16 protein-coding genes and 1 pseudogene are annotated in these 19,545 nt (G+C 63.3%); 11 read left to right on the top strand and 6 right to left on the bottom strand.

All coding sequences use genetic code 11. The features are described from left to right. Positions 1-28: 28 nt before the first annotated feature. The gene (locus tag QZ213_RS04395; RefSeq protein ID WP_291684835.1) at positions 29-922 is read right to left on the bottom strand and encodes a sugar kinase; all 894 of its coding nucleotides are present in this window, start codon (positions 920-922) and stop codon (positions 29-31) included. A gap of 215 nt (positions 923-1,137) precedes the next feature. Between QZ213_RS04395 and QZ213_RS04390 the strand changes: the two genes are divergently transcribed. Together QZ213_RS04390 and QZ213_RS04385 are read left to right on the top strand one after the other, a co-directional pair. Then, positions 1,138-2,397 carry a Glu/Leu/Phe/Val dehydrogenase gene (locus QZ213_RS04390; RefSeq protein ID WP_291684834.1) on the top strand — a complete coding sequence of 420 codons (1,260 nt, stop codon included), beginning with the start codon at positions 1,138-1,140 and terminating at the stop codon, positions 2,395-2,397. Beyond that, on the top strand, positions 2,394-3,236 hold the full coding sequence (locus QZ213_RS04385; protein ID WP_291684833.1) for a VOC family protein: 843 nt from the start codon (positions 2,394-2,396) through the stop codon (positions 3,234-3,236). Before QZ213_RS04390 ends, QZ213_RS04385 begins: the two co-directional genes overlap by 4 nt. 39 nt (positions 3,237-3,275) lie before the next feature. Here QZ213_RS04385 and QZ213_RS04380 read toward each other — a convergent pair whose 3' ends face one another. Together QZ213_RS04380 and QZ213_RS04375 are read right to left on the bottom strand one after the other, a co-directional pair. Continuing rightward, positions 3,276-3,725, bottom strand: coding sequence for a cupin domain-containing protein (locus tag QZ213_RS04380; protein WP_291684832.1), 450 nt, complete (start codon positions 3,723-3,725; stop codon positions 3,276-3,278). Between the two features lie 107 nt (positions 3,726-3,832). Then, complete coding sequence (locus QZ213_RS04375) at positions 3,833-5,053, bottom strand: cytochrome P450 (RefSeq protein WP_291684831.1); 1,221 nt, start codon at positions 5,051-5,053, stop codon at positions 3,833-3,835. A 113-nt stretch (positions 5,054-5,166) separates the two neighbouring features. Between QZ213_RS04375 and QZ213_RS04370 the strand changes: the two genes are divergently transcribed. The 9 genes from QZ213_RS04370 (at position 5,167) to QZ213_RS04330 (ending at position 17,156) form a co-directional block, all read left to right on the top strand. Continuing rightward, complete coding sequence (locus QZ213_RS04370; protein WP_291684830.1) at positions 5,167-5,706, top strand: thiamine pyrophosphate-binding protein; 540 nt, start codon at positions 5,167-5,169, stop codon at positions 5,704-5,706. Next, positions 5,703-6,293, top strand: coding sequence for a thiamine pyrophosphate-dependent enzyme (locus QZ213_RS04365; RefSeq protein ID WP_291684829.1), 591 nt, complete (start codon positions 5,703-5,705; stop codon positions 6,291-6,293). Before QZ213_RS04370 ends, QZ213_RS04365 begins: the two co-directional genes overlap by 4 nt. Positions 6,294-6,361: 68 nt before the next feature. Beyond that, positions 6,362-7,063, top strand: coding sequence for a TetR/AcrR family transcriptional regulator (locus QZ213_RS04360; RefSeq protein WP_291684828.1), 702 nt, complete (start codon positions 6,362-6,364; stop codon positions 7,061-7,063). A gap of 1 nt (position 7,064) precedes the next feature. Then, complete coding sequence (locus QZ213_RS04355) at positions 7,065-8,258, top strand: efflux RND transporter periplasmic adaptor subunit (protein ID WP_291684827.1); 1,194 nt, start codon at positions 7,065-7,067, stop codon at positions 8,256-8,258. Between the two features lie 110 nt (positions 8,259-8,368). Beyond that, entirely contained in the window at positions 8,369-11,464 is a 3,096-nt protein-coding gene (locus QZ213_RS04350; RefSeq protein WP_291684826.1) for a MexW/MexI family multidrug efflux RND transporter permease subunit, read from the top strand. 155 nt (positions 11,465-11,619) lie between these two features. Beyond that, positions 11,620-14,754, top strand: a complete 3,135-nt coding sequence (locus QZ213_RS04345; protein WP_291684825.1) for a GAF domain-containing protein — start codon at positions 11,620-11,622, stop codon at positions 14,752-14,754. Then, positions 14,751-15,140, top strand: coding sequence for a response regulator (locus tag QZ213_RS04340; RefSeq protein WP_291684824.1), 390 nt, complete (start codon positions 14,751-14,753; stop codon positions 15,138-15,140). The genes QZ213_RS04345 and QZ213_RS04340 overlap by 4 nt, the downstream gene beginning before the upstream one ends. Continuing rightward, a complete protein-coding gene (locus QZ213_RS04335; RefSeq protein ID WP_291684823.1) occupies positions 15,137-16,387 on the top strand; it encodes an adenylate/guanylate cyclase domain-containing protein in 1,251 nt (416 codons plus the stop codon). Before QZ213_RS04340 ends, QZ213_RS04335 begins: the two co-directional genes overlap by 4 nt. 13 nt (positions 16,388-16,400) lie before the next feature. Beyond that, a complete protein-coding gene (locus QZ213_RS04330) occupies positions 16,401-17,156 on the top strand; it encodes a hypothetical protein (RefSeq protein ID WP_291684843.1) in 756 nt (251 codons plus the stop codon). A 176-nt stretch (positions 17,157-17,332) separates the two neighbouring features. Here QZ213_RS04330 and QZ213_RS04325 read toward each other — a convergent pair whose 3' ends face one another. From QZ213_RS04325 to QZ213_RS04315, 3 genes and pseudogenes are all read right to left on the bottom strand, one after another. Then, positions 17,333-18,220: an ABC transporter permease gene (locus QZ213_RS04325; protein WP_291684822.1), complete on the bottom strand. Its 888-nt coding sequence runs from the start codon at positions 18,218-18,220 to the stop codon at positions 17,333-17,335. 4 nt (positions 18,221-18,224) lie between these two features. Then, complete coding sequence (locus QZ213_RS04320; protein WP_291684821.1) at positions 18,225-19,166, bottom strand: ABC transporter permease; 942 nt, start codon at positions 19,164-19,166, stop codon at positions 18,225-18,227. Positions 19,167-19,203: 37 nt separating this feature from the next. Then, positions 19,204-19,545, bottom strand: a pseudogene (locus QZ213_RS04315) (ABC transporter substrate-binding protein); the annotation flags it as partial.

Raw genomic sequence — 19,545 nt, 5'->3', positions numbered from 1 at the left:
CCGCGCCCCATCGACGGCGCAGCGCCGGTCAGACCCGGACGCCGAACTCCTGCCTGACCGCCTCGATGTCGGCAAGCGTCGGAAGTCCCGCCTCGTTGCCGAGCCGCTGGATCTTGTAGGTCGACGCTGCGCGGGCGAACTCGAAATGGTCGTGCCAGCTCTTGCCGGGACTGGAGAGGTAGGAATAGACATAGGCGCCGTGGAACACGTCGCCGGCGCCGTTGGTGTCGAGCACGCGGTCGCGCGGAATCGGCAGCGCGGGAAGCGTGTGGGTCTTGCCGGCCTCGTCATACCAGAGCAGGCCGCGTTCGCCCAAGGTGACGCCGCCGACCCGGCAACCCCGGCTCTTGAGATATTCGAGCATCTTTTCCGTCGTCAGGTCCATCTGCTCGCACAGCCGCTCGGCGACGATGGCGACGTCGATGAATTCCAGGAGTTCGTGGGTATTGGTGCGCAGGCCGCCGCCGTCCAGCGAAGTCAGGATGCCGGCCTCGCGGCACAGCTTCGCGTAGTGGATCGCGGCATCGGGCTGGTGGCCGTCGACATGCAGCGCGCGGCAGCCGCCGAGATTGAGCAGCGGGAACGGGTGGATATGCTCGTCGTCGCGGCAGCGCACGATCGCGCGCTTGCCGTCCTTCGGCATGATGAAGGACAGCGAGGAGGAATTGACCTTGCGCGGATGGATCGAGATACCGTACTTCGCGCTCATGTCCTGAAACATCCGTCCCAGCCAGTCATTGGCCACGGTGGCGATCAGGTCGGGCACGATCCCGAGCTTGGCGCAGCAGAACGCCGCCGTGACGGCATTGCCTCCGAAAGATACCGCGTAGGCGGAAGCCACATGCTTTTCGTCGCCGGTCGGCATGTGGTCGGTAATGAAGGTAACGTCGATATAGGTCTGTCCGATGAAGAGGGCCTGCATTCGTGTTCCGTCATGGCTGAGGGTGGTCCCGGCCGGCGCAGCACTTTAGCACCGCTATGCCCAATCATTCGCTGAAATTATTCGCAAAGCCTGCCCGTTAACCGCTTGAGATAGCGATGTGGCGGGACTACGACCGTCCCCGGGCATCGTCAGCGTGCCGCGCCGAACCAACGGCCGGCGACGGGCCTGAGTTCCTGCGAGAGATAGGAGGGAAGATGACCGTCTATTCCGGTCCGGTGTTCGACATGGCGGTCAACCAGTTCGCCGTGATCGCCGATCACCTGTCGATCCCCACGGACGAGCGTGATCGCCTGCTGCTGCCGAAACGGGCGTTGACCATCTCCTGTCCGATCCACCGCGACGACGGCTCGATCGCGGTGTTCGAGGGCTATCGCGTGCAGCATCACCTTACGCTCGGGCCCACCAAGGGCGGCACCCGCTTTGCCCCCAGCGTCGATATCGGCGAGGTGGCGGCGCTGGCGATCTGGATGAGCTGGAAATGCGCGCTGGTGGGCCTGCCCTATGGCGGCGCCAAGGGCGGCGTCCGGGTCGATCTGACCACGCTTTCCAGGCGCGAGCTGGAGTCGCTGTCGCGGCGTTATATGCAGGAGATGATTCCGTTCGTCGGGCCCCATACCGACGTGATGGCCCCGGACATGGGCACCAATGAGCAGGTGATGGCCTGGTTCATGGACACCTATTCGATGTACCAGGGGCGCACCGTGACCGAGATCGTCACCGGCAAGCCGGTCGCCTCCGGCGGCACGCTGGGCCGGCGGGAGGCCACCGGCCGCGGCGTGGCGCATCTCGCCAGACGCGTGATGAAGGAACTCGCCATCGACCTCAACGGCGCCACCGCCGTGGTGCAGGGCTTCGGCAATGTCGGCTCCTATGCAGCCCTCGGTCTGCATCAGTTCGGCCTCAAGGTGATAGCGGTCTCCGATCACACCGGCGCGCTCCACGACAAGTCCGGGCTCGACATTCCCGCGCTGATGCGCCACGCCGGCGAGCACGGCAGCATCGCCGGATTTTCCAGCGAGCTTGCCTTCGACTCCGCGCAAATCCTGACGCTGCCCTGCGACGTGCTGGTGCCGGCGGCGATGGAGCGGGTGATCGACGCGGAGGTCGCGCAGAACCTGAAATGCCGGGTGCTGGCGGAAGGCGCCAACGGGCCGACCACGCCGGACGCGGATCTCGTGCTGGAAAAACGCCAGGACGAGATTTTTCTCATTCCCGACATCCTCTGCAATTCCGGCGGCGTGGTGGTCAGCTATTTCGAATGGGTGCAGGACCTGCAGCAGCTGTTCTGGGAAGAGGAGGAAGTGATGCGGCGCGAATACCACATCCTCGATCGCGCCTTCGAGCAGATGCTGACGCGGTCGAGGGTGGACAAGGTCCCGCACCGGACCGCCGCGATGGCGATCGGCGTGGAAAAGGTCCGCGCCGCAAAGAACACGCGGGGGTTGTTTCCGTGATCACTGGTCTCGACCACCTCGTTTTGCTGATTTCCGATATCAAGGCCGGCGCCAAGGCTTATGAATCGCTGCTCGGCCGCGCGCCGTCCTGGCGAAGTCAGGGCGACGGCTCCGAGACCGTGCTGTTCACCCTAGACAACATGTCGCTTGAGCTGATGGCGCCTTCCGGCCGTTCGCCGACGGCGGAGCGCATCCGCAATGTCATCAAGATCTGGGGCGAGGGGCTCGCCAGCATCTGCTTCCGCGTCGGCGACATCGAGAAGACGTCCCGCCGGCTCGATCGCGTGGCGCTGACTCCGGAGCCGATGGCTGAGGTTGAGAGCCGTGATCTGGATTCCGGCAACGCGCTGCACTGGAAGCGCACCCGCGTGGCGACGGAACTGACGCGCGGGGTGCGGATGTTCTTTCTCGAGCTGGCCGAGGAGCGCCCGCGCTCGGCGGTGACATCGGCGGCGCCGGTCATGGCGCTGGATCACGTCGTGGTTTCCACCGAGGATCCGGAGCGCGCGGCGGCGCTCTATGGCGCGCGGCTCGGCCTCGAGATGGCGCTCGACCGCTCGCACCAGGATTGGGGGCAGCTGATGTTCTTCCGCTGCGGCGATCTCATTGTCGAGATCGTGCGCCGCCCGGTCGCCGGCGCCGACCAGACCCACGACAAATTATGGGGCCTGAGCTGGCGCGTCGCCGACATCGAGGCGACGCGTGCGCGGCTCTTGGCTGCCGGGGTCGATGTCTCGGACGTGCGCGCCGGCCGCAAGCCGGGCACGCGGGTGATGAGCGTGCGTAACGGTACCTGCGGCATCCACACCTTGCTGCTGGAACGGACGGCGAAGGGGTGATGGCTGCGTCGTTCCGGGATGGTGCGCGCCGAACGCCTCTCAGCCCTTGCTTGTATGTCCCCAGGTCTCGTCCCAATCCGCGCCGGTGGCATCGACGACGCGGCCGTCGGCTTCGAAGAACTTGTTGGGGACCTGGAACATCGCAAGGATCAGCGCGCCTTCCGGACACCACGCGGCGTGGCGACTGTTCGGCTCGCGCCAGATGAATTCGCCTGATTTGCACGCGATGCCCTTCGCCGGGCCTTCCTTGTCGACGAGGCTGCCCTCGAGAACATAGGTCTGCTCGATGTTGACGTGCTCGTGGTCGGGCAGCACGGAGCCCGGCGCGAACCGCATCAAGGCGGTCATCAGGCCGGTAGTGCGATCGAACAGCAGCGTCTTGGCCTCGCAGCCGGGGAAGCGGGTCTTTTGCCATTCCATGTTTTGCGGCTGAACAAGGTGGGAATGCGCGTCTGATGTCTGAGGGCCTGTCGGCGTCACGGCGTCCATCGCAAAACTCCGTTCGAAATGCACCGGAAGCTACCCTAGCAGCTCTGTCTGCACGCGTCAGCCGACGGAGACCTTCGCGGATGATTTGCTGCGCTGCATCACATTCACTAGGCGACCGTGCACGGCACCTTCAAAAATCCACGAAAGCGCGCGCGACCGCCCCGCACCGGCTCGCCGTTCGGTGCGTAGCCGGGAAGCCGCGCCAGGAATCTTGAAATCGCGATCGCGCCTTCGAGCCGGGCCAGCGCCATCCCGGCGCATTGATGCGCACCGGTAGCGAACGCCAGGTGCCGGTTCGGGGTGCGGCCGACGTCGAAATTTTCAGGATCAGGGAATTGCCGGGGGTCGCGGTTGGCGGCGCCGATGCACAGCGTCAGCGACGTGCCGGCGGGAAGCGTGACGCCGCCGAGCTCGACCTGCTCCGTCGTCATGCGGTTGCCGAGTTGGTTCGAACTTTCGTATCGCAAAATCTCTTCCACCGCGGTCTTGATCAATTCAGGGTGTTCGATCAGCCGCTGCTTCTGTTCGGGATGGCGCGACAGCGCCACCAGCCCGTTGCCGATCAGATTGGTGGTGGTCTCGTGGCCGGCGTTGAGCAGGAAGATGCAGTTGTGCAGCAGTTCCTTCTCCGTCAGCCGCTCGCCGCTTTCCTCGCCCTGAATCAGCCGCGTCAGCACGTCGCGATCAGGATTGCCCGGTCTTGCCCGGCGCCGCGCTACCAGGACTTCCAGATAGCCGAGAAAATCCTTCACAGCTATGTTGCCGCGGGCAAAGGCTTCCGCCGAGATCACGGGCTCCAGCGCGCCAAGGATGGCCAGCGACCAGTCGCGCAGGGGGTCGCGCTCCTCCCGGGGCACGTCGAGCAGATTGCCGATCACTTCAATGGGGATGGCGGAAGCAAAGTCATCGATCAGATCGACATCGCCCTTTGCGGCGAGGTCATCGAGCAGCCGGTCGACCAGCGCGATCAGATAAGGCTCCATTTCCGCGATCGCGCGTGGCGACAGCGCGCCCATGATCAGCCGCCGCACCCGCGTATGTGCGGGCGGGTCGTTGAAGACGAGGCTGGTGGTGTGGTGCTCGTAGAGCAGCGACGCGCCGTATTTCGGCAAGAACTCCTTCTTCTTGTCGGAGGAGAACAGCCTGGTGTTCTTGTAGGCGCTGACCAGGTCGTCATAGCGCGTCAGGAACCAGGAACCGTTGGGCATGCGCTTGACCGGCTCATGCTCCCGCAGTGCACGATAAACCGGGTAGGGGTCGGCATAGAATTCTGCCGTCAGTTTCTCGATGTCGAAATGGGCCGCCAGCTCTCGCGCGTTCGCATTCATGCTGCCATACTCTTGGGGAAGACCGATATGCCGTTTTTACTCTTTCCGAAACCGGCTCAGGCATTAAAGTCCCGCACCGGAATACAGTCTCGCCTAACCGACTGGAAATGAAAATGGACGCCCGCACGGAAACTGAGACTGCTCCTTCCTGGCCCGAGGAGATCTTTGGGATTTTGCAGCGCTTCGACGTCCGTCAGGTGCCTTACGTGCCGGACGCCGGGCATTCGCAGCTGATCGAGCGCGTGCTGGGTTCATCCTCGATGCGCGGCATTCCGCTGACGACCGAGGAGGAAGGCGTAGCGTTGCTGGCCGGCGCCTGGGCCGGCGGCCAGCGCGGCGTGCTGTTGATGCAGTCGAGCGGCGTCGGCAATTGCGTCAACATGCTGTCGCTGACCCAGGTCTTCCGCTTTCCGTTCCTGACGTTGGTGACGATGCGCGGCGAATGGGGCGAGTTCAATCCCTGGCAGGTGCCGATGGGATCGAGCACACAGGCGGTGTTTGAACTATGCGGAATCAGGGTGTTGCGCGCCTCTCACCCGGACGAGGTGCGCGAGGTCGTCGAGGCCGGGGCCGGGCAGGCCTACAACGCCTGCACGCCGACCGCCGTTCTTCTGTCGCAGCGCCTGATCGGGGCAAAGGTCTTCACCAAATGAGCAAAGCAAATCTTCTCGATCGCCGCAGCGTCGTTTCCCGTCTGCTGGCGGACCGCAAGGGGGCGATCGCCGTCGGCGGCCTGGGCGCCTCGACCTACGATATCGCCGCGGCCGGCGATCACGATCGCAACTTTTATCTGTGGGGCGCCATGGGTGGCGCCGTCATGATCGGGCTCGGCATCGCCCTGGCGCAGCCGAAGCTGCCCGTGGTCGTGATCACGGGAGACGGCGAAATGTTGATGGGGATGGGCAGCCTCGCCACCGTCGGCCTGCAGCAGCCCGCCAATCTCACCATCGTGGTGCTGGACAACGAGGTGTATGGCGAGACGGGCGGGCAGGCGAGCCACACCGCGGCAACCGTCGACCTCGTCGGCGTCGCCAGGTCCTGCGGGATCGCGGACGCCCGCGCGATCGCGACCCTGGCCGAGATCGAGGCTTATGCGGTTGCCATGCAGGACACCGCCAGCGGACCGCGCTTTGCCAGCGTCAAGATCGACAGCGCCAACCTTGAGCGTGTGCTCTCCAGCCGGGACGGTACTTTTATTGTGAACCGTATCCGCGGGTCACTCGGCTTCAGCCCGATCTAACGTTCACGTGAACGTGTGCGCCGCAGCAAATTCGTTGACATTTGTCAAGGTGAGTGCTTACTCACAAGATGAGCACTTTGCGAATGACTGGCGACTTGCGGCGGCAGCTGATCCTCAGTGCCGCCAAGCGTTGTTTTGCCCGCCACGGCTTCGCGGGCACCACGACTAGAAGCGTCGCTGCGGCGGCCTCGATTTCCGAAGGGTTGCTGTTCAAGCACTTTCCGACCAAATCGGCGCTGTATGCGGAAATCCTTGCGGAAGAATGCGAGGCGGATCCGGGGCTGAACCGGTTGTTGGGACTGCAGCCTTCGACGGAAACGCTGGTCGTGCTGATTCGCTGCATGGTCCGCCATTTCCAGGGGGTCTCTGCCGCTCCCGACCAGGAGGAGGCCCAGCGGCTCCGCCTGATGGTCACCAGCCACCTGGACGACGGAGAATTCGCGCGGCTGATCTACGAGAAGATCGGAGGCTTGCTCGGATCCGTCTTCACCACGTCGCTGGAGCGTGCAGTGGAGGCAGGGGACGCGGCGCGGATCGGGCAGCAGCCGATGAACCTGTTCTGGTTCGCCCATCACGCCGTGCTGATGGCGACGCTGACGCGGATGCCGTCGGTGCCGTGTCTTTCCTACGGCAAGTCAGCCGACCTGGAGCGGCAGCTTTGCGAATTCATTCTCCGCGGCATTGGATTGAACGAAACCGCCATTGCCTCCTATCTGGATCGCGAATTGTCGGATGATCCGGGGCAGAAGGTAGCTGCAGAAGGTGCATGACATGAACATTGCAACGGAACCCAAGATCGCAGGCAAGCCGATCGTAGAGCAGCCCCGCAAGCGTCCGGTCCGGATGGTGCGCTGGTTCATCATCGTTGGGCTATTGCTCGCGGCGCTGGTCGGCGGCTTCGTCTGGTTCAACTACTTCCGCGGACAGATGATCGCACAGTTCTTCGCCAACAATAGGCCGCCGCCGACGAGCGTGAGCATTTCGGAGGCGAAATCGGAAGTGATTCCGAATCTCCTGACCGCGGTCGGCGATCTCGCCGCCGTACATCAGGTGAATGTCACCTCCGACGTCTCGGGCCGCATCACCGACATCATGTTCACCGCCGGCTCCAGCGTGAAGGCCGGCAGCCCGCTGGTGCAATTGTTCGACGCCCCCGACCAGGGCGATCTCGCGAGCTTCAAGGCGCAGGCCACGGTGGCGCAGCTGTCGCTGGACCGCGCCAAGCAGCTTGCGTCGCGCCAGTTCGGACCGCAGGCGACCGTCGATTCCGCGCAGGCGGCCTTCGACCAGGCCAATGCCGGCATCGCCAAGACCGAGGCGATCATTTCGCAGAAACTGGTGCGCGCGCCGTTCGACGGTGAACTCGGCGTCCGCCACGTCGAGGTCGGCCAGTTCCTCACAGCGGGCACACAGATCGTGTCGCTGACCGACCTGTCGCAGCTTTACGCGAACTTCACCGTGACGGAAAAAGACAGCGCGGCCCTCAAGGTCGGACAGACCGTGCGCATCGCCGTAGACGCTTATCCCGGCCGCACCTTCGAGGGCAAGATCAACGCGATCGAACCGCAGATCGCGACCGATACGCGCAACATTCGCGTGCAGGCCACCCTCGACAATCCCGATCATATCCTCAAGCCCGGCATGTTCGCGACCACGACGGTAGTGCTGCCCGACAAGCCGCCGGTCGTCACCGTTCCCGAGACCGCCGTCGATTATACGCTGTACGGCGACTCCGTGTTCCTGATCACCGAGAAGAAAGAGGATGACGGCAAGACCAGCCTGAGCGCCGTTCGCACCTTTGTGCGTACCGGAAACCGGGTCGACGGGCGCGCCGAGATCCTGTCAGGGTTGAAGCCCGGAGATCGCGTGGTCGCCGTCGGCCAGCTGAAGCTGCAATCCGGCGCGGCGGTGGCCATCTCAGCCGACGGACCGCCGCCCATTCCGGCGAAACCGCCGCGTTATTGAAGCAAAGACCCGGGACAGACGCGAAGCGTTTTCCCGGAGATCATGCTCGAACAAGAAGATGAGATCAGAATCCGATTGAATCGGATCATGATCTAACGGAGCGCATCGCGATGGTCTGGACCGATATTTTCATCAAGCGACCCGTGCTGTCGGTGGTCGTCAGCCTGCTGATCCTTCTGATCGGCTTCCGGGCTGCGACCAGCCTGCCGATCCGGCAGTATCCGAAACTGTCGAACACGGTGGTCAACATCACCACCGTCTATCCGGGTGCGTCCCCCGATCTGATTCAGGGCTTCATCACCACGCCGATCGAGCAGGCCGTCGCGTCCGCCGAAGGCGTCGATTACATGACCTCGTCTTCGGTGCTCGGCACCTCGACCATCCAAGTCTACATCAAGCTGAATTTCGATCCGAATCAGGCGCTGACGGAAGTCCTCGCCAAGGTGAATTCGGTCAAATACCTCATCCCGAAGGAATCGAACGACCCGATCGTGACCAAGACGACCGGTCAGACCACCGCGGTGATGTATCTCGGCTTCTCGAGCGAAGTGCTGTCGGGATCGGCGATATCGGACTACCTGACGCGCGTGGTTCAGCCGGTGCTTTCCACCGTCGACGGCGTCGCGTCGGCCGATATTCTGGGCGGCCAGACCTTTGCGATGCGGCTGTGGCTCGATCCCGTGCGCATGGCCGGCCGCAGCGTGTCGCCCGCTGACGTTTCGGCCGCGATCGCCGCCAACAACTTCCAGGCTGCCGCGGGCCAGTCCAAGGGCTATTTCATCGTTTCCAACGTGTCGGCCAATACCGACCTGAAGAACCTCGATCAGTTCAAGCGCATGATCATCAAATCCAAGGACGGTGGATTTGTGCGAATGGAGGACGTCGCCACCGTCGAGCTCGCGGCGCAGAGCACCGATGCCAGCGTCGCCTTCAACGGCGAGCACGCGATCTTCATCGGCGTGCAGGCGACGCCGCAAGGCAACCCGCTGACGCTGGTCAAGGGCGTCCGCGCGCTCTTTCCCGAGCTCGAACGCAACCTGCCGCCGTCGATGAAAATGAAGGTGGCGTACGATTCCACCAAATTCATCCAATCCTCGATCGACGAGGTCGAGAAGACGCTCGGCGAGGCGGTCATCATCGTGGTCGTGGTGATCTTCCTGTTCCTGGCATCGTTCCGCTCCGTGATCATCCCGGTGGTGACGATTCCGCTGTCGCTGATCGGCGTCTGCAGCCTGATGCTGATGGCCGGATTCAGTTTCAACCTGCTGACGCTGCTGGCGATGGTGCTGGCGATCGGGCTCGTGGTCGACGACGCCATCGTGGTGGTTGAGAACATCCACCGCCACCTGGAGGAGGGCAAGCCGCCCGTGCAGGCGGCGATGCAGGGCGCGCGCGAGATCGTCGGCCCCGTCATCTCCATGACCATTACGCTGGCCGCGGTGTACGCGCCGATCGGCTTCCTCGGCGGCCTCACTGGTTCGCTGTTTCGCGAATTTGCGTTCACGCTGGCCGGCTCGGTGATCGTTTCCGGCGTGATCGCGCTGACGCTGTCGCCGATGATGTGCTCGGTTTTCCTGAAGAACGCCGAGGAAGGACGGTTTGCAAAGGCCGTGAACCGCGTCTTCGGATCGATGACGCGCTGGTATGGCAGGCAGCTCGATCGCTCGCTCGACTACCGGCCGATCACGGGCCTGTTCGCGCTGACCGTTCTCGGGCTGGTCGGATTCTTCTATATGCATACGTCGAAGGAACTCGCGCCTGAAGAAGACCAGGGCATCGTGTTCGCCGTGACCAAGGCGCCGAAATACGCCAACATCGATTACGTGGATTACTACGGCGAGAAGCTCGACAAGGTGTTTGGCGGCTTCCCCGAGACCGACCTGCGCTTCGTGCTGAACGGCATCAATGGCCCGCAGGGCGGCATCGCCGGCATGCTGCTGAAGCCGTGGGACGAGCGCAAGCGCTCGTCGATCGCGCTCAAGCCGCTAGTGCAGGCGCAGCTCAGCAAGATCGAAGGCGTCAATGCCTTCGCGTTCAACCTGCCGCCGCTGCCCGGCGGTCCCGGCGGTCTGCCGGTGCAGATGGTGATCAACTCCACGGCCGGATTCCAGGCGGTCTATGACCAGATGCTCAAGCTGAAGGACGCCGCGCGCAAGAGCGGGCTGTTCATCGTCTCCGACAGCGATCTCGACTTCAACCAGCCGGTGGTCCGGGTCAAGATCGACCGCTCGAAGGCGAGCGATCTCGGCATCACCATGGCGAATATCGGCGGCACGTTGGCGACGCTGCTCGGCGGAAACTACGTCAACCGCTTCAACCTCGAGGGACGCTCCTACCAGGTGATCCCACAGGTACCGCGCGGCCAGCGGCTGTCGCCCGAGGCGCTCGGCCAATATTACGTGCCGACCAATACCGGCCAACAGGTGCCGCTCTCGACCGTGGTCTCGATCGAGACAGCCACCGATCCGAACGCGCTGACCCACTACAACCAGTTGAATTCCGCGACCTTCCAGGCGGTGCCGATGCCCGGGGTGACGGTCGGCCAGGCGGTCGACTTCCTCGAGGGCGAGGCCAAGAAGCTCCCCGCGGGCTTCAGCCACGATTATCTCGCGGATTCCCGGCAATATGTGCAGGAAGGCAACCAGCTCGCGGTCACTTTCGGCTTTGCGCTGATCATCATCTTCCTGGTGCTGGCGGCGCAATTCGAGAGCCTGCGGGATCCGCTGGTGATCATGATCAGCGTTCCCATGGCAATCGTTGGCGCAATGATTCCGCTTTTCTTTGGCGCCGCCACGATGAACATCTACACCCAGGTCGGACTGCTCACGCTGGTCGGGCTGATCAGCAAGCACGGCATCCTGATGGTCGAGTTCGCCAACGAGCTGCAGCTCAGGGAAGGGCTCGACAAGCGCTCCGCGATCGAGATGGCGGCCCGGGTCCGGCTGCGCCCGATCCTGATGACGACCGCGGCGATGGTCACCGGCCTGTTGCCGCTGCTCACCGCCACGGGCGCCGGCGCGGCAAGCCGGTTCTCGATCGGCCTCGTGGTCGTCGCGGGTATGTCGATCGGCACGCTGTTCACGCTGTTCGTGCTGCCCGCGGTCTATGTGGCGATCGCCACCGATCACCGGGCGGCGGCAGAGTCCGAGCGGGCCAAGGAGATTGCGGATTTTGACCTTGGTCCGAAGGCGCTGAAGCCGACGTAAGCCCGGTCTTGATCCGGCGGCGGCAACTGCTTTGGCGGTTGCCGCCTTCCCCTGGCATTGCTTCCCCGATATCCGGCACTGGGGGGCCGCTTGGCCCGACCTTTCCCGCAGTGCGGCAAGAGACAAGCGCGCCCCTTCTTGCTAACTTCGGCTGGATGAGCATTTCCCTCCAACCCGACACATCAGGGCGAACGCTGGCGGCTCCGCCTGCGGCGGAGGCGGCGCCGGTGGCGGGCTTGACCGGGACCAGGATCCGCAGCCGGCTGTTCACCAAATATGTCGCGCTGTTCGTGGCGGTGGTCGGTGTCGCGCTGCTGTCCAACGGGATTTTCGAGGTCTTCTTCTATTACCGCGAGCACAAGGCGGCGCTGATCCGGATTCAGCACGAGCAGGCGGAAGCCGCCGCGGCGAAGATCGGTCAGTTCATCAAGGAAATCGAAAGCCAGTTGGGCTGGACCACCCAACTGCCGTGGTCGGCGGCCTCGATCGAACAGCGCCGGTTCGACGCCTTGAGGCTGTTGCGGCAGGTGCCGGCCATCACCGAACTGGCGCAAGTCGATTCGACCGGCAAGGAACGCCTGAGGGTGTCGCGGCTTGCCATGGACGTGGTTGACTCCGGCCTCGACCTCTCCAAGGACCCGAAATTCACCGAGGCGGTCGCCCACAAGGTCTATTACGGGCCGGTCTATTTCCGCCGGGAGTCCGAGCCCTATATGACGCTGTCGCTGGCCGGCACCCGCAAGGATGCCGGCGTCAGCATCGCCGAGGTCAATCTCAAGCTGATCTGGGACGTAGTCTCGCAGATCAAGGTCGGCGAGCACGGCCATGCCTATGTGGTTGGCCCGCAGGGACGTCTGATCGCGCATCCCGACATCAGTCTCGTGCTGCGCAACACCGACATGTCGAAGCTGTTGCAGGTACAGGCGGCGCAGGCCGGCAGCAGCGACGCCAACCTGGAATCGCTGCAGGGCACCAAAAACATCCAGGGCCAGGAGGTGCTGACGGCTTCCGCCCCGATCGCGCCGCTGGGCTGGACCATGTTCGTGGAATTGCCGGTGGAGGAAGCCTACGCCTCGCTGTATCTCGCCCTGCAGCGCCTCGCGCTTGTGCTCGCGGCGGCCTCGATCTTCGCGGTGCTGGCGGGGATTTTCCTGGCGCGCCGCATGGTCGGCCCGATCCAGGCGCTGCGCGCGGGCGCCGAGCGCATCGGCAGCGGGGATTTCGCCCAGCGCATTTCGATTCCGACCGGCGACGAGCTGGAAGGACTAGCCAATCAATTCAACGACATGGGCGCGCGGCTGCAGGAATCCTATGCGGACCTTGAGAAAAAGGTCGAGCAGCGGACCGCCGAACTCAGCGAATCGCTCGAACAGCAGACAGCCACGTCGGAAGTTCTCGAGGTCATCAGTGCCTCAGCCGGCGAGCTGGACCCGGTTTTCCGGAAATTGCTCGAAAATGCGACGCGTATTTGCGGCGCCAATTTCGGCACGATGACCCTCTATGAAGGAGAGGGCTTCCGGACCGTGGCGCTCTACAACGCGCCAGTCGGGTTCGTCGATTCACGTATGAACAAGTTGATCCGTCCGCATCCCCAAAGCGGATTGAGCACCGTGGCGCGAAACAAACAGATCGTCCAGATCGAGGACCTTCGAACGCAACCGCCATATCTCGCAGGCGATCCCGCGGTAGTCGACCTGTCTGACGTAGCCGGAGCCCGAACGATAGTGATCGTGCCGATGCTCCGTGAGAACGAACTGATCGGCGCCATCACGATCTTCCGCCAGGAAGTTAAGCCCTTTACCGACAAGCAAATCGAACTTGTCGCCAACTTCGCCAAGCAAGCTGTCATCGCGATCGAGAATGCGCGCCTGCTCCGCGAGTTGCGCGCACGCACCGACGACCTGACGGAATCCCTGCAACAGCAGACCGCGACCGCCGACGTGCTGAAGGTGATCAGCCGCTCGGCCTTCGACCTGAAATCGGTGCTGACGACCCTTACGGAATCGGCCAAGGCGCTGTGCGGCGCATCGCTGGGCATCATCTGCCTGCGTGACGGCGAGGTGATGCGGCTAAGGGCCGAATCCGGCTGCACGCAAGCTTTCATTGATTTCATGGATGCCAACCCGATAAGGGCGAACCGTAACACCATCACCGGCCGGGTCTTCATGGACGGCAAGCCCATCCATGTCCCGGACGTGCAACTCGACCCCGAATATGATTTTGGCGCGGCGCCGACGATCGGTCATTACAGGGCGGTGCTCGCCGTCCCCCTGATGCGCGACGGCGCGGTGGAAGGTGTGCTACTCTTGGGAAGGCCGGAGCCTGGACCGTTCAGTCAGCGCCAGATCGATCTGGTCCAGACCTTTGCCGACCAGGCCGTCATCGCCATCGAGAACGTGCGTTTGTTCGAACAAGTCCAGGAGCGCACCAAGGAGCTTTCCCTGTCGCTCGAGGATCTGCGCACCGCGCAGGACCGGCTGGTGCAGACCGAGAAACTCGCTTCGCTCGGCCAGCTCACCGCCGGCATCGCCCACGAAATCAAGAACCCGCTCAATTTCGTCAACAATTTCTCGGCGCTGTCGGGTGAACTGATCGACGAACTCAACGACGTCCTGAAAACGTCCACGCTCGACGACAAGACCCGCGAGGAGATCGACGAACTCACCCACATGCTGAAGGGCAATCTCGAAAAGGTGGTGCAGCACGGCAAGCGCGCCGATTCCATCGTCAAGAACATGCTCTTGCATTCGCGCGAAGGCTCGGGCGAACACCGGCCCGCCGATATCAACGCGATCGTCGAGGAAAGCCTCAATCTCGCCTATCACGGCGCGCGCGCTGAGAAGTCCGGCTTCAACATCACGCTGAAACGCGAGCTCGATCCCGCGGCCGGCATGATCGACCTTTATCCGCAGGAGATCACCCGGGTATTCCTCAACCTGATCTCGAACGGCTTTTATGCCGCAACCAAGCGCAGGGAGGCGGGGGAAGCGGGTTTCGAGCCGATGCTGAGCGCGACCACCAAAAATCTCGGCAACAAGGTCGAGATCCGGATCCGCGACAACGGCACCGGCATTCCGCGCGAAGTAAAGGAGAAGATGTACAATCCGTTTTTTACCACCAAACCCGCCGGCGAGGGCACCGGACTTGGCCTGTCGATGAGCCACGACATCGTGGTGAAACAACACGGTGGCAAGATCGACGTCGATACCGAGCCGGGATCATTTACAGAATTCATTATCACGCTGCCGCGAACGGGGGTGGCACATGCAAATACTGGAGGCAAAAATTGAGCGTTTACATCCTCGTCGTCGATGACGAGCCCGACGTCGAAGCCCTGTTCCGTCAGCAGTTCCGGCGCGACCTGAAATCCGGACGCTTCACGATGGAGTTTGCTCCGTCGGCGCCCGCTGCGCTGCACCGCGCCGCCGAGGTCAGGGATCCGTCGTTGATCCTGATTCTGTCCGACATCAACATGCCCGGCATGAGCGGGCTCGAAATGCTGCCGAAGTTGCGCGCGGAGCGGCCCGATGTTCCCGTCATCATGATCACCGCCTATGGCGATGCCGAAACCCGCCGCAAGGCGATCGAGCGCGGGGCGGTTGGCCTTTTGACAAAACCGATCGATTTCGCGCTGTTGCGCCACGAGATCGACACCAGGCTCGGGCAGGCCGCATGACCGCAACCATCCTGTTCGTCGACGACGAGCCCGATCTCGAGGCGCTGGTGCTGCAGAAATTCCGCCGGCAGATTCGCGACGGCGCGGTGGCATTCATGTTCGCCCGTGACGGTCTCGAGGCACTGGAGTCGATCGAGCAGCATCCGCATGTCGACATGGTGGTGTCCGACATCAACATGCCGCGGATGGACGGGCTGTCGCTGTTGCAGAAGCTGCAGGAGGCCGAGGACAAGAAGTCGACTATCATCGTTTCCGCCTATGGCGACATGAGCAACATCCGCACCGCGATGAACCGCGGCGCGTTCGACTTCCTGACCAAGCCGATCGATTTTTCCGACCTCGAAATGACCATCGACAAGACCATCCGTCATGTCGAGATGATGCGTGAGGCGCGCCGCCGCCAGCTGGAGGCCGAGCGCGCCCACGCCTCGCTGTCACGGTATTTTTCGCCGCAGATCGCCTTGAGGCTCGCCGCCGTCGGCGACAGCAACGGCATGGAGGTGCACTGGCGCGAGGTCGCGACCATCTTCACCGACATCACCGGTTTCACCTCGTTGGTGGAGACCGCGCCGCCGGAAGTGCTGGGCGCGCTGCTCAACGAATATGTCGGCGGCATGACCGATGTCGTGTTTGCCCATGAGGGCACGGTGGCAAAAATCATCGGTGACGCGATCCAGATTCTGTTCAACGCGCCCGGAGACCAGCCGGACTACGCCGCGCGCGCGGTGGCCTGCGCGCACGATCTCGATGTCTGGGCGCAGGCGTTTCGCGAGCGCTGGAAGGAGAAGGGCGTGAATTTCGGCGCCACCCGCGTCGGCGTGCATGCCGGTCCGGCGCTGGTCGGCAATTTCGGAGGCAGCCGCTTTTTCGACTACACCGCCTATGGCGACACCATCAACACCGCGGCAAGGCTGGAGGCGGCCAATAAGTTCCTGGGCACGCGCATCTGCGTCAGTGCCGCGGTCGTCGACGCCGCCGGGAAATTCAGGGGAAGGCCGGTCGGCGATCTCGTGCTGCGGGGGCGCAGCGAGCCGCTTCGCGCCTATGAGCCGCTGCCGGAAGCCGCATTCGAAGCGCCCAAGACCCGGCAATATACCGACGCGTTTGCGAAACTCGAAGCCGGGGATGCTGCGGCGATGCCGGCCTTCGCCGCGCTGGTCGGGCTGCATGCCGACGACGCGCTGGCCGGTTTCCACCTCAAACGACTGCTCAATGGCGGCAAGGGTGTCCGCATGCAACTGGAATAAAGGAATTTGGGGAATGCCAGAGACGACGCGTGATTTTCCGGCCGGCAATTATCGTTTCATCCCGGCGGTGTTTCAGTATTCGAGCGGCGCCGCGGTGCTTCGCGGCTACGAGATCGAACGCGTGCGCTTCGACGAGTTGGTGCCGTTGACCGAAGGATTTGCACAGGCGGCGCAGTATATACAGGCTGCCGGCCAACCATTGACCTCGTTTTGCGCCTGCGAGTTGCGTTCACCTGCCGCGTTCACGGAAGAGGGCTTTCTGGAATTCAATCAGCATTATGTCAAAACGCTCGCGGAATGGGGAATCTACGACGGGACTACCAATCCGGTGGCGCGGAGCAATGTTTGTCCCGAGATCGATCCACCCACCGAGCCTTCGTTCTATGCATTCTCCTTCACGCGACCGCTCAAGGGCGCGACGCCGACCTTTGTCATCGCAGGGGGCGCCGAGGCGCGCGGGGGACCGGGAAGCTATCCTGAGCGCATCGTGCGCTACCGCGACATTTCTCCGGAGGGCTTGAAGGAGAAGGTCCGGTTCACGGTGAGCCAAATGGAAAGCCGGTTCGCCGCATTTGGTTACACGACATGGGAAGCGACGACAGGCGTACAGGCCTATACCGTGCATGATTTCCATCCGGTGTTTGCCGAGCAGTTGGTACGCTGCGGCGCCACGCGCTTCGGCCTAACCTGGCACTTTGCGAGACCGCCGGTGGTCGACCTTGAATTCGAGATGGATTGCCGCTGTGTGCTGCGCGAGACGGTGATCTGAATATTCTGAGTTGTCTCTCGGTTAGTCGTCCCTGCGAAAGCAGGGACCCATAACCACAGGTGTCCGCGTTCGACTATCAGTGGTTGCTCCAGCGCCTTGCAAGAGCCGCCGCAGCGGTGGTTATGGATCCCGGCTCTCGCTTCGCTTGGCCAGGACGACGAGTTGGCTCGGATGGTCTAACGTTCCCTTGGATCGAGCGCGTCGCGCAGGCCATCGCCCACCAGGTTGAACGACAGCACCACCAGGAAGATCGCCAATCCCGGCCATAGCGCCATCCATGGCGCGTTGGTCAGGAAGCGCTGCGCCGCGTTGAGCATGCTGCCCCAGGATGGGGCGGGCGGTTGCTGGCCAAGGCCGAGGAACGACAGCGCGGCTTCGGCGATGATCGCGGCCGCAATGGAAAGCGTCGCCTGCACCAACAGGGCCGGCATGATGTTCGGCAATATATGAAACAGCGCGATGCGCCAGCGTGGATTGCCCATGGCGCGCGCGGCCTCGACATAATCCTCGACCTTGACGCTCATGACCTGGCCTCGCGTCAGCCGCACGAAGATCGGTGTCGTCGAGATGCCGATCGCAATCATGGCATTGCCGAGGCTTGGGCCGAGGAACGCTGCCAGCGCGATGGCAAGGATCAGGAAGGGGCAGGCCAGCATGGCGTCGGTGATCCGGCTGATCAGCGCGTCGATGAAGCCACCCCGATAGCCCGACAGCAGCCCGAAGGGCACGCCGATGCCAAGCGCGATCCCGACCGAGATCGCGCCGGCCACCAGCGACGCGCGCGCGCCGTAGATCACGCGCCCGAAAATGTCACGGCCGAGGTCGTCGGTGCCGAACCAGTGCAGCGCCGACGGGGCTTTTCGCACCGCCGTCCAGCTGGTCGCGATCGGGTCGTAGGGCGAGATCAGCGGCGCGAATACCGCGAGCACGATGAAGGCCGCGATCACGACCAGGCCCGCCACCGCGCCCTTGCGCGCAAATAGCCGGCGCAGCGCGCGCCGCGCCGGGCTCTCCATTTCGTCGGAGGCGGCGACCGGGATGGCGCCGAGGGCGGCATCGGTCATGCGCTCAATCCCTCAAGCGCGGATTGACGAGGATATAGGCGATGTCGGCGATCAGGTTCAGCGTGATGTAGATGGTCGCCGTCACCAGCACGACGCCTTGCACGACGGCATAATCGCGGTTGAACACGGCGTCGACGATCAATTTCCCGAAACCCGGGATCGAAAAGATCTGCTCGGTCAGCACGGCGCCGGACAAAAGCGTGCCGAGTTCGAGCGCGCCGAGCGTGATGATCGGCGTCAGCGCGTTGCGCATGGCGTGCTTGAGGATGACCGACCGCTCGGAAAGCCCCTTGGCGCGGGCGGTGCGGACATAGTCGCTGTCCAGCACCTGAAGCATGGCGCTTCGGGTGTGCCGCATCAGGATCGCCGCGATCGCATTGCCGAGCACGAAAGCGGGCATGATGGTGGCGGCGAGGCTGGCGCGCCAGTCTTCGGTGAGAGGGACAAAGCCCGACGCCGGCAGCCAGCCGAGTTCGATCGAGAACAGGAAGATCAGCATGATGCCGAGCCAGAAATTCGGCGTCGAGATACCCCATAGCGCAAACAAATTGGCGCCATAGTCCCAGGCGGTGCCCTTCTTCACCGCCGAGACGATACCGGCGGGAATGCCGATCAGGAAAGCGATCACGATCGCCATTCCCGCCAGCTGCATCGTCACCGGCAGCTTCTGCGCGATCAACTCGCGCACCGGGACCTTGATGCGGAGCGACTCGCCGAAGTCGCCCGAGAGCACGCCCTTGACCCAGTAGATGTATTGGATCGGGGCCGGCTGATCGAGCCGGTATTGCGCGCGGATATGGGCGATCACCTCCGGGTCGCGTTCCTCGCCGGCCATGACCAGGGCGGGATCGCCGGGCAGCAGATGCTGCAGCGAAAAGATCAGGATCGAGACGAAGAACAGCGTCGGGATCAGCTGCAGGATGCGCCTGGCGAGGAAATTCAGCATGGCGCGGCTGGTTTCGTGAACATGACCGCAGCCTTCGTCACTTCAGGGTCAGCCCGGTCACGCGCACCAGTCCATCCGGCATCTGCTTGTAGCCTTCGAGCCTGGTGGTATGCGCAATCAGGATCCTGCGGTGATAGATGTAAAGGAGCGGCTCTTCGTCGAGCGTGGCTTTCGTCAGCTTTTCATAGATGGCCTTGCGTTTCGCCAGATCCGTGACCAGTCGCGCGTCGTCGAGCGCCTTGTCGGCCTCTGGGTTGGACCAGGCGCTGTAGTTCTGAGGCGCGCCGGTTTTCAGGAAGACGTAGGAATTGCCGTCGGGATCGATGCGTCCGCTCCACGCCAGCATGTAGGCCTGATACTCACCGGCTTCGGCCTGCTT

The sequence above is a fragment of the Bradyrhizobium sp. genome, from assembly GCF_017881085.1.
Classification (GTDB): Bacteria; Pseudomonadota; Alphaproteobacteria; order Rhizobiales; family Xanthobacteraceae; genus Bradyrhizobium.
This window is presented reverse-complemented; position numbering and strand designations above follow the sequence as displayed.

Bases quoted from the DNA above. Each gene is read 5' to 3' on its own strand.
- QZ213_RS04390 (WP_291684834.1), top strand. From the start codon at position 1,138: ATGACCGTCTATTCCGGTCCGGTGTTCGACATGGCGGTCAACCAGTTC.
- QZ213_RS04330 (WP_291684843.1), top strand. From the start codon at position 16,401: ATGCCAGAGACGACGCGTGATTTTCCGGCCGGCAATTATCGTTTCATC.
- QZ213_RS04320 (WP_291684821.1), bottom strand. From the start codon at position 19,166: ATGCTGAATTTCCTCGCCAGGCGCATCCTGCAGCTGATCCCGACGCTG.
- QZ213_RS04350 (WP_291684826.1), top strand. From the start codon at position 8,369: ATGGTCTGGACCGATATTTTCATCAAGCGACCCGTGCTGTCGGTGGTC.
- QZ213_RS04365 (WP_291684829.1), top strand. From the start codon at position 5,703: ATGAGCAAAGCAAATCTTCTCGATCGCCGCAGCGTCGTTTCCCGTCTG.
- QZ213_RS04395 (WP_291684835.1), bottom strand. From the start codon at position 922: ATGCAGGCCCTCTTCATCGGACAGACCTATATCGACGTTACCTTCATT.
- QZ213_RS04375 (WP_291684831.1), bottom strand. From the start codon at position 5,053: ATGAATGCGAACGCGCGAGAGCTGGCGGCCCATTTCGACATCGAGAAA.
- QZ213_RS04345 (WP_291684825.1), top strand. From the start codon at position 11,620: ATGAGCATTTCCCTCCAACCCGACACATCAGGGCGAACGCTGGCGGCT.
- QZ213_RS04370 (WP_291684830.1), top strand. From the start codon at position 5,167: ATGGACGCCCGCACGGAAACTGAGACTGCTCCTTCCTGGCCCGAGGAG.
- QZ213_RS04355 (WP_291684827.1), top strand. From the start codon at position 7,065: ATGAACATTGCAACGGAACCCAAGATCGCAGGCAAGCCGATCGTAGAG.
- QZ213_RS04325 (WP_291684822.1), bottom strand. From the start codon at position 18,220: ATGACCGATGCCGCCCTCGGCGCCATCCCGGTCGCCGCCTCCGACGAA.
- QZ213_RS04360 (WP_291684828.1), top strand. From the start codon at position 6,362: ATGAGCACTTTGCGAATGACTGGCGACTTGCGGCGGCAGCTGATCCTC.
- QZ213_RS04335 (WP_291684823.1), top strand. From the start codon at position 15,137: ATGACCGCAACCATCCTGTTCGTCGACGACGAGCCCGATCTCGAGGCG.
- QZ213_RS04380 (WP_291684832.1), bottom strand. From the start codon at position 3,725: ATGGACGCCGTGACGCCGACAGGCCCTCAGACATCAGACGCGCATTCC.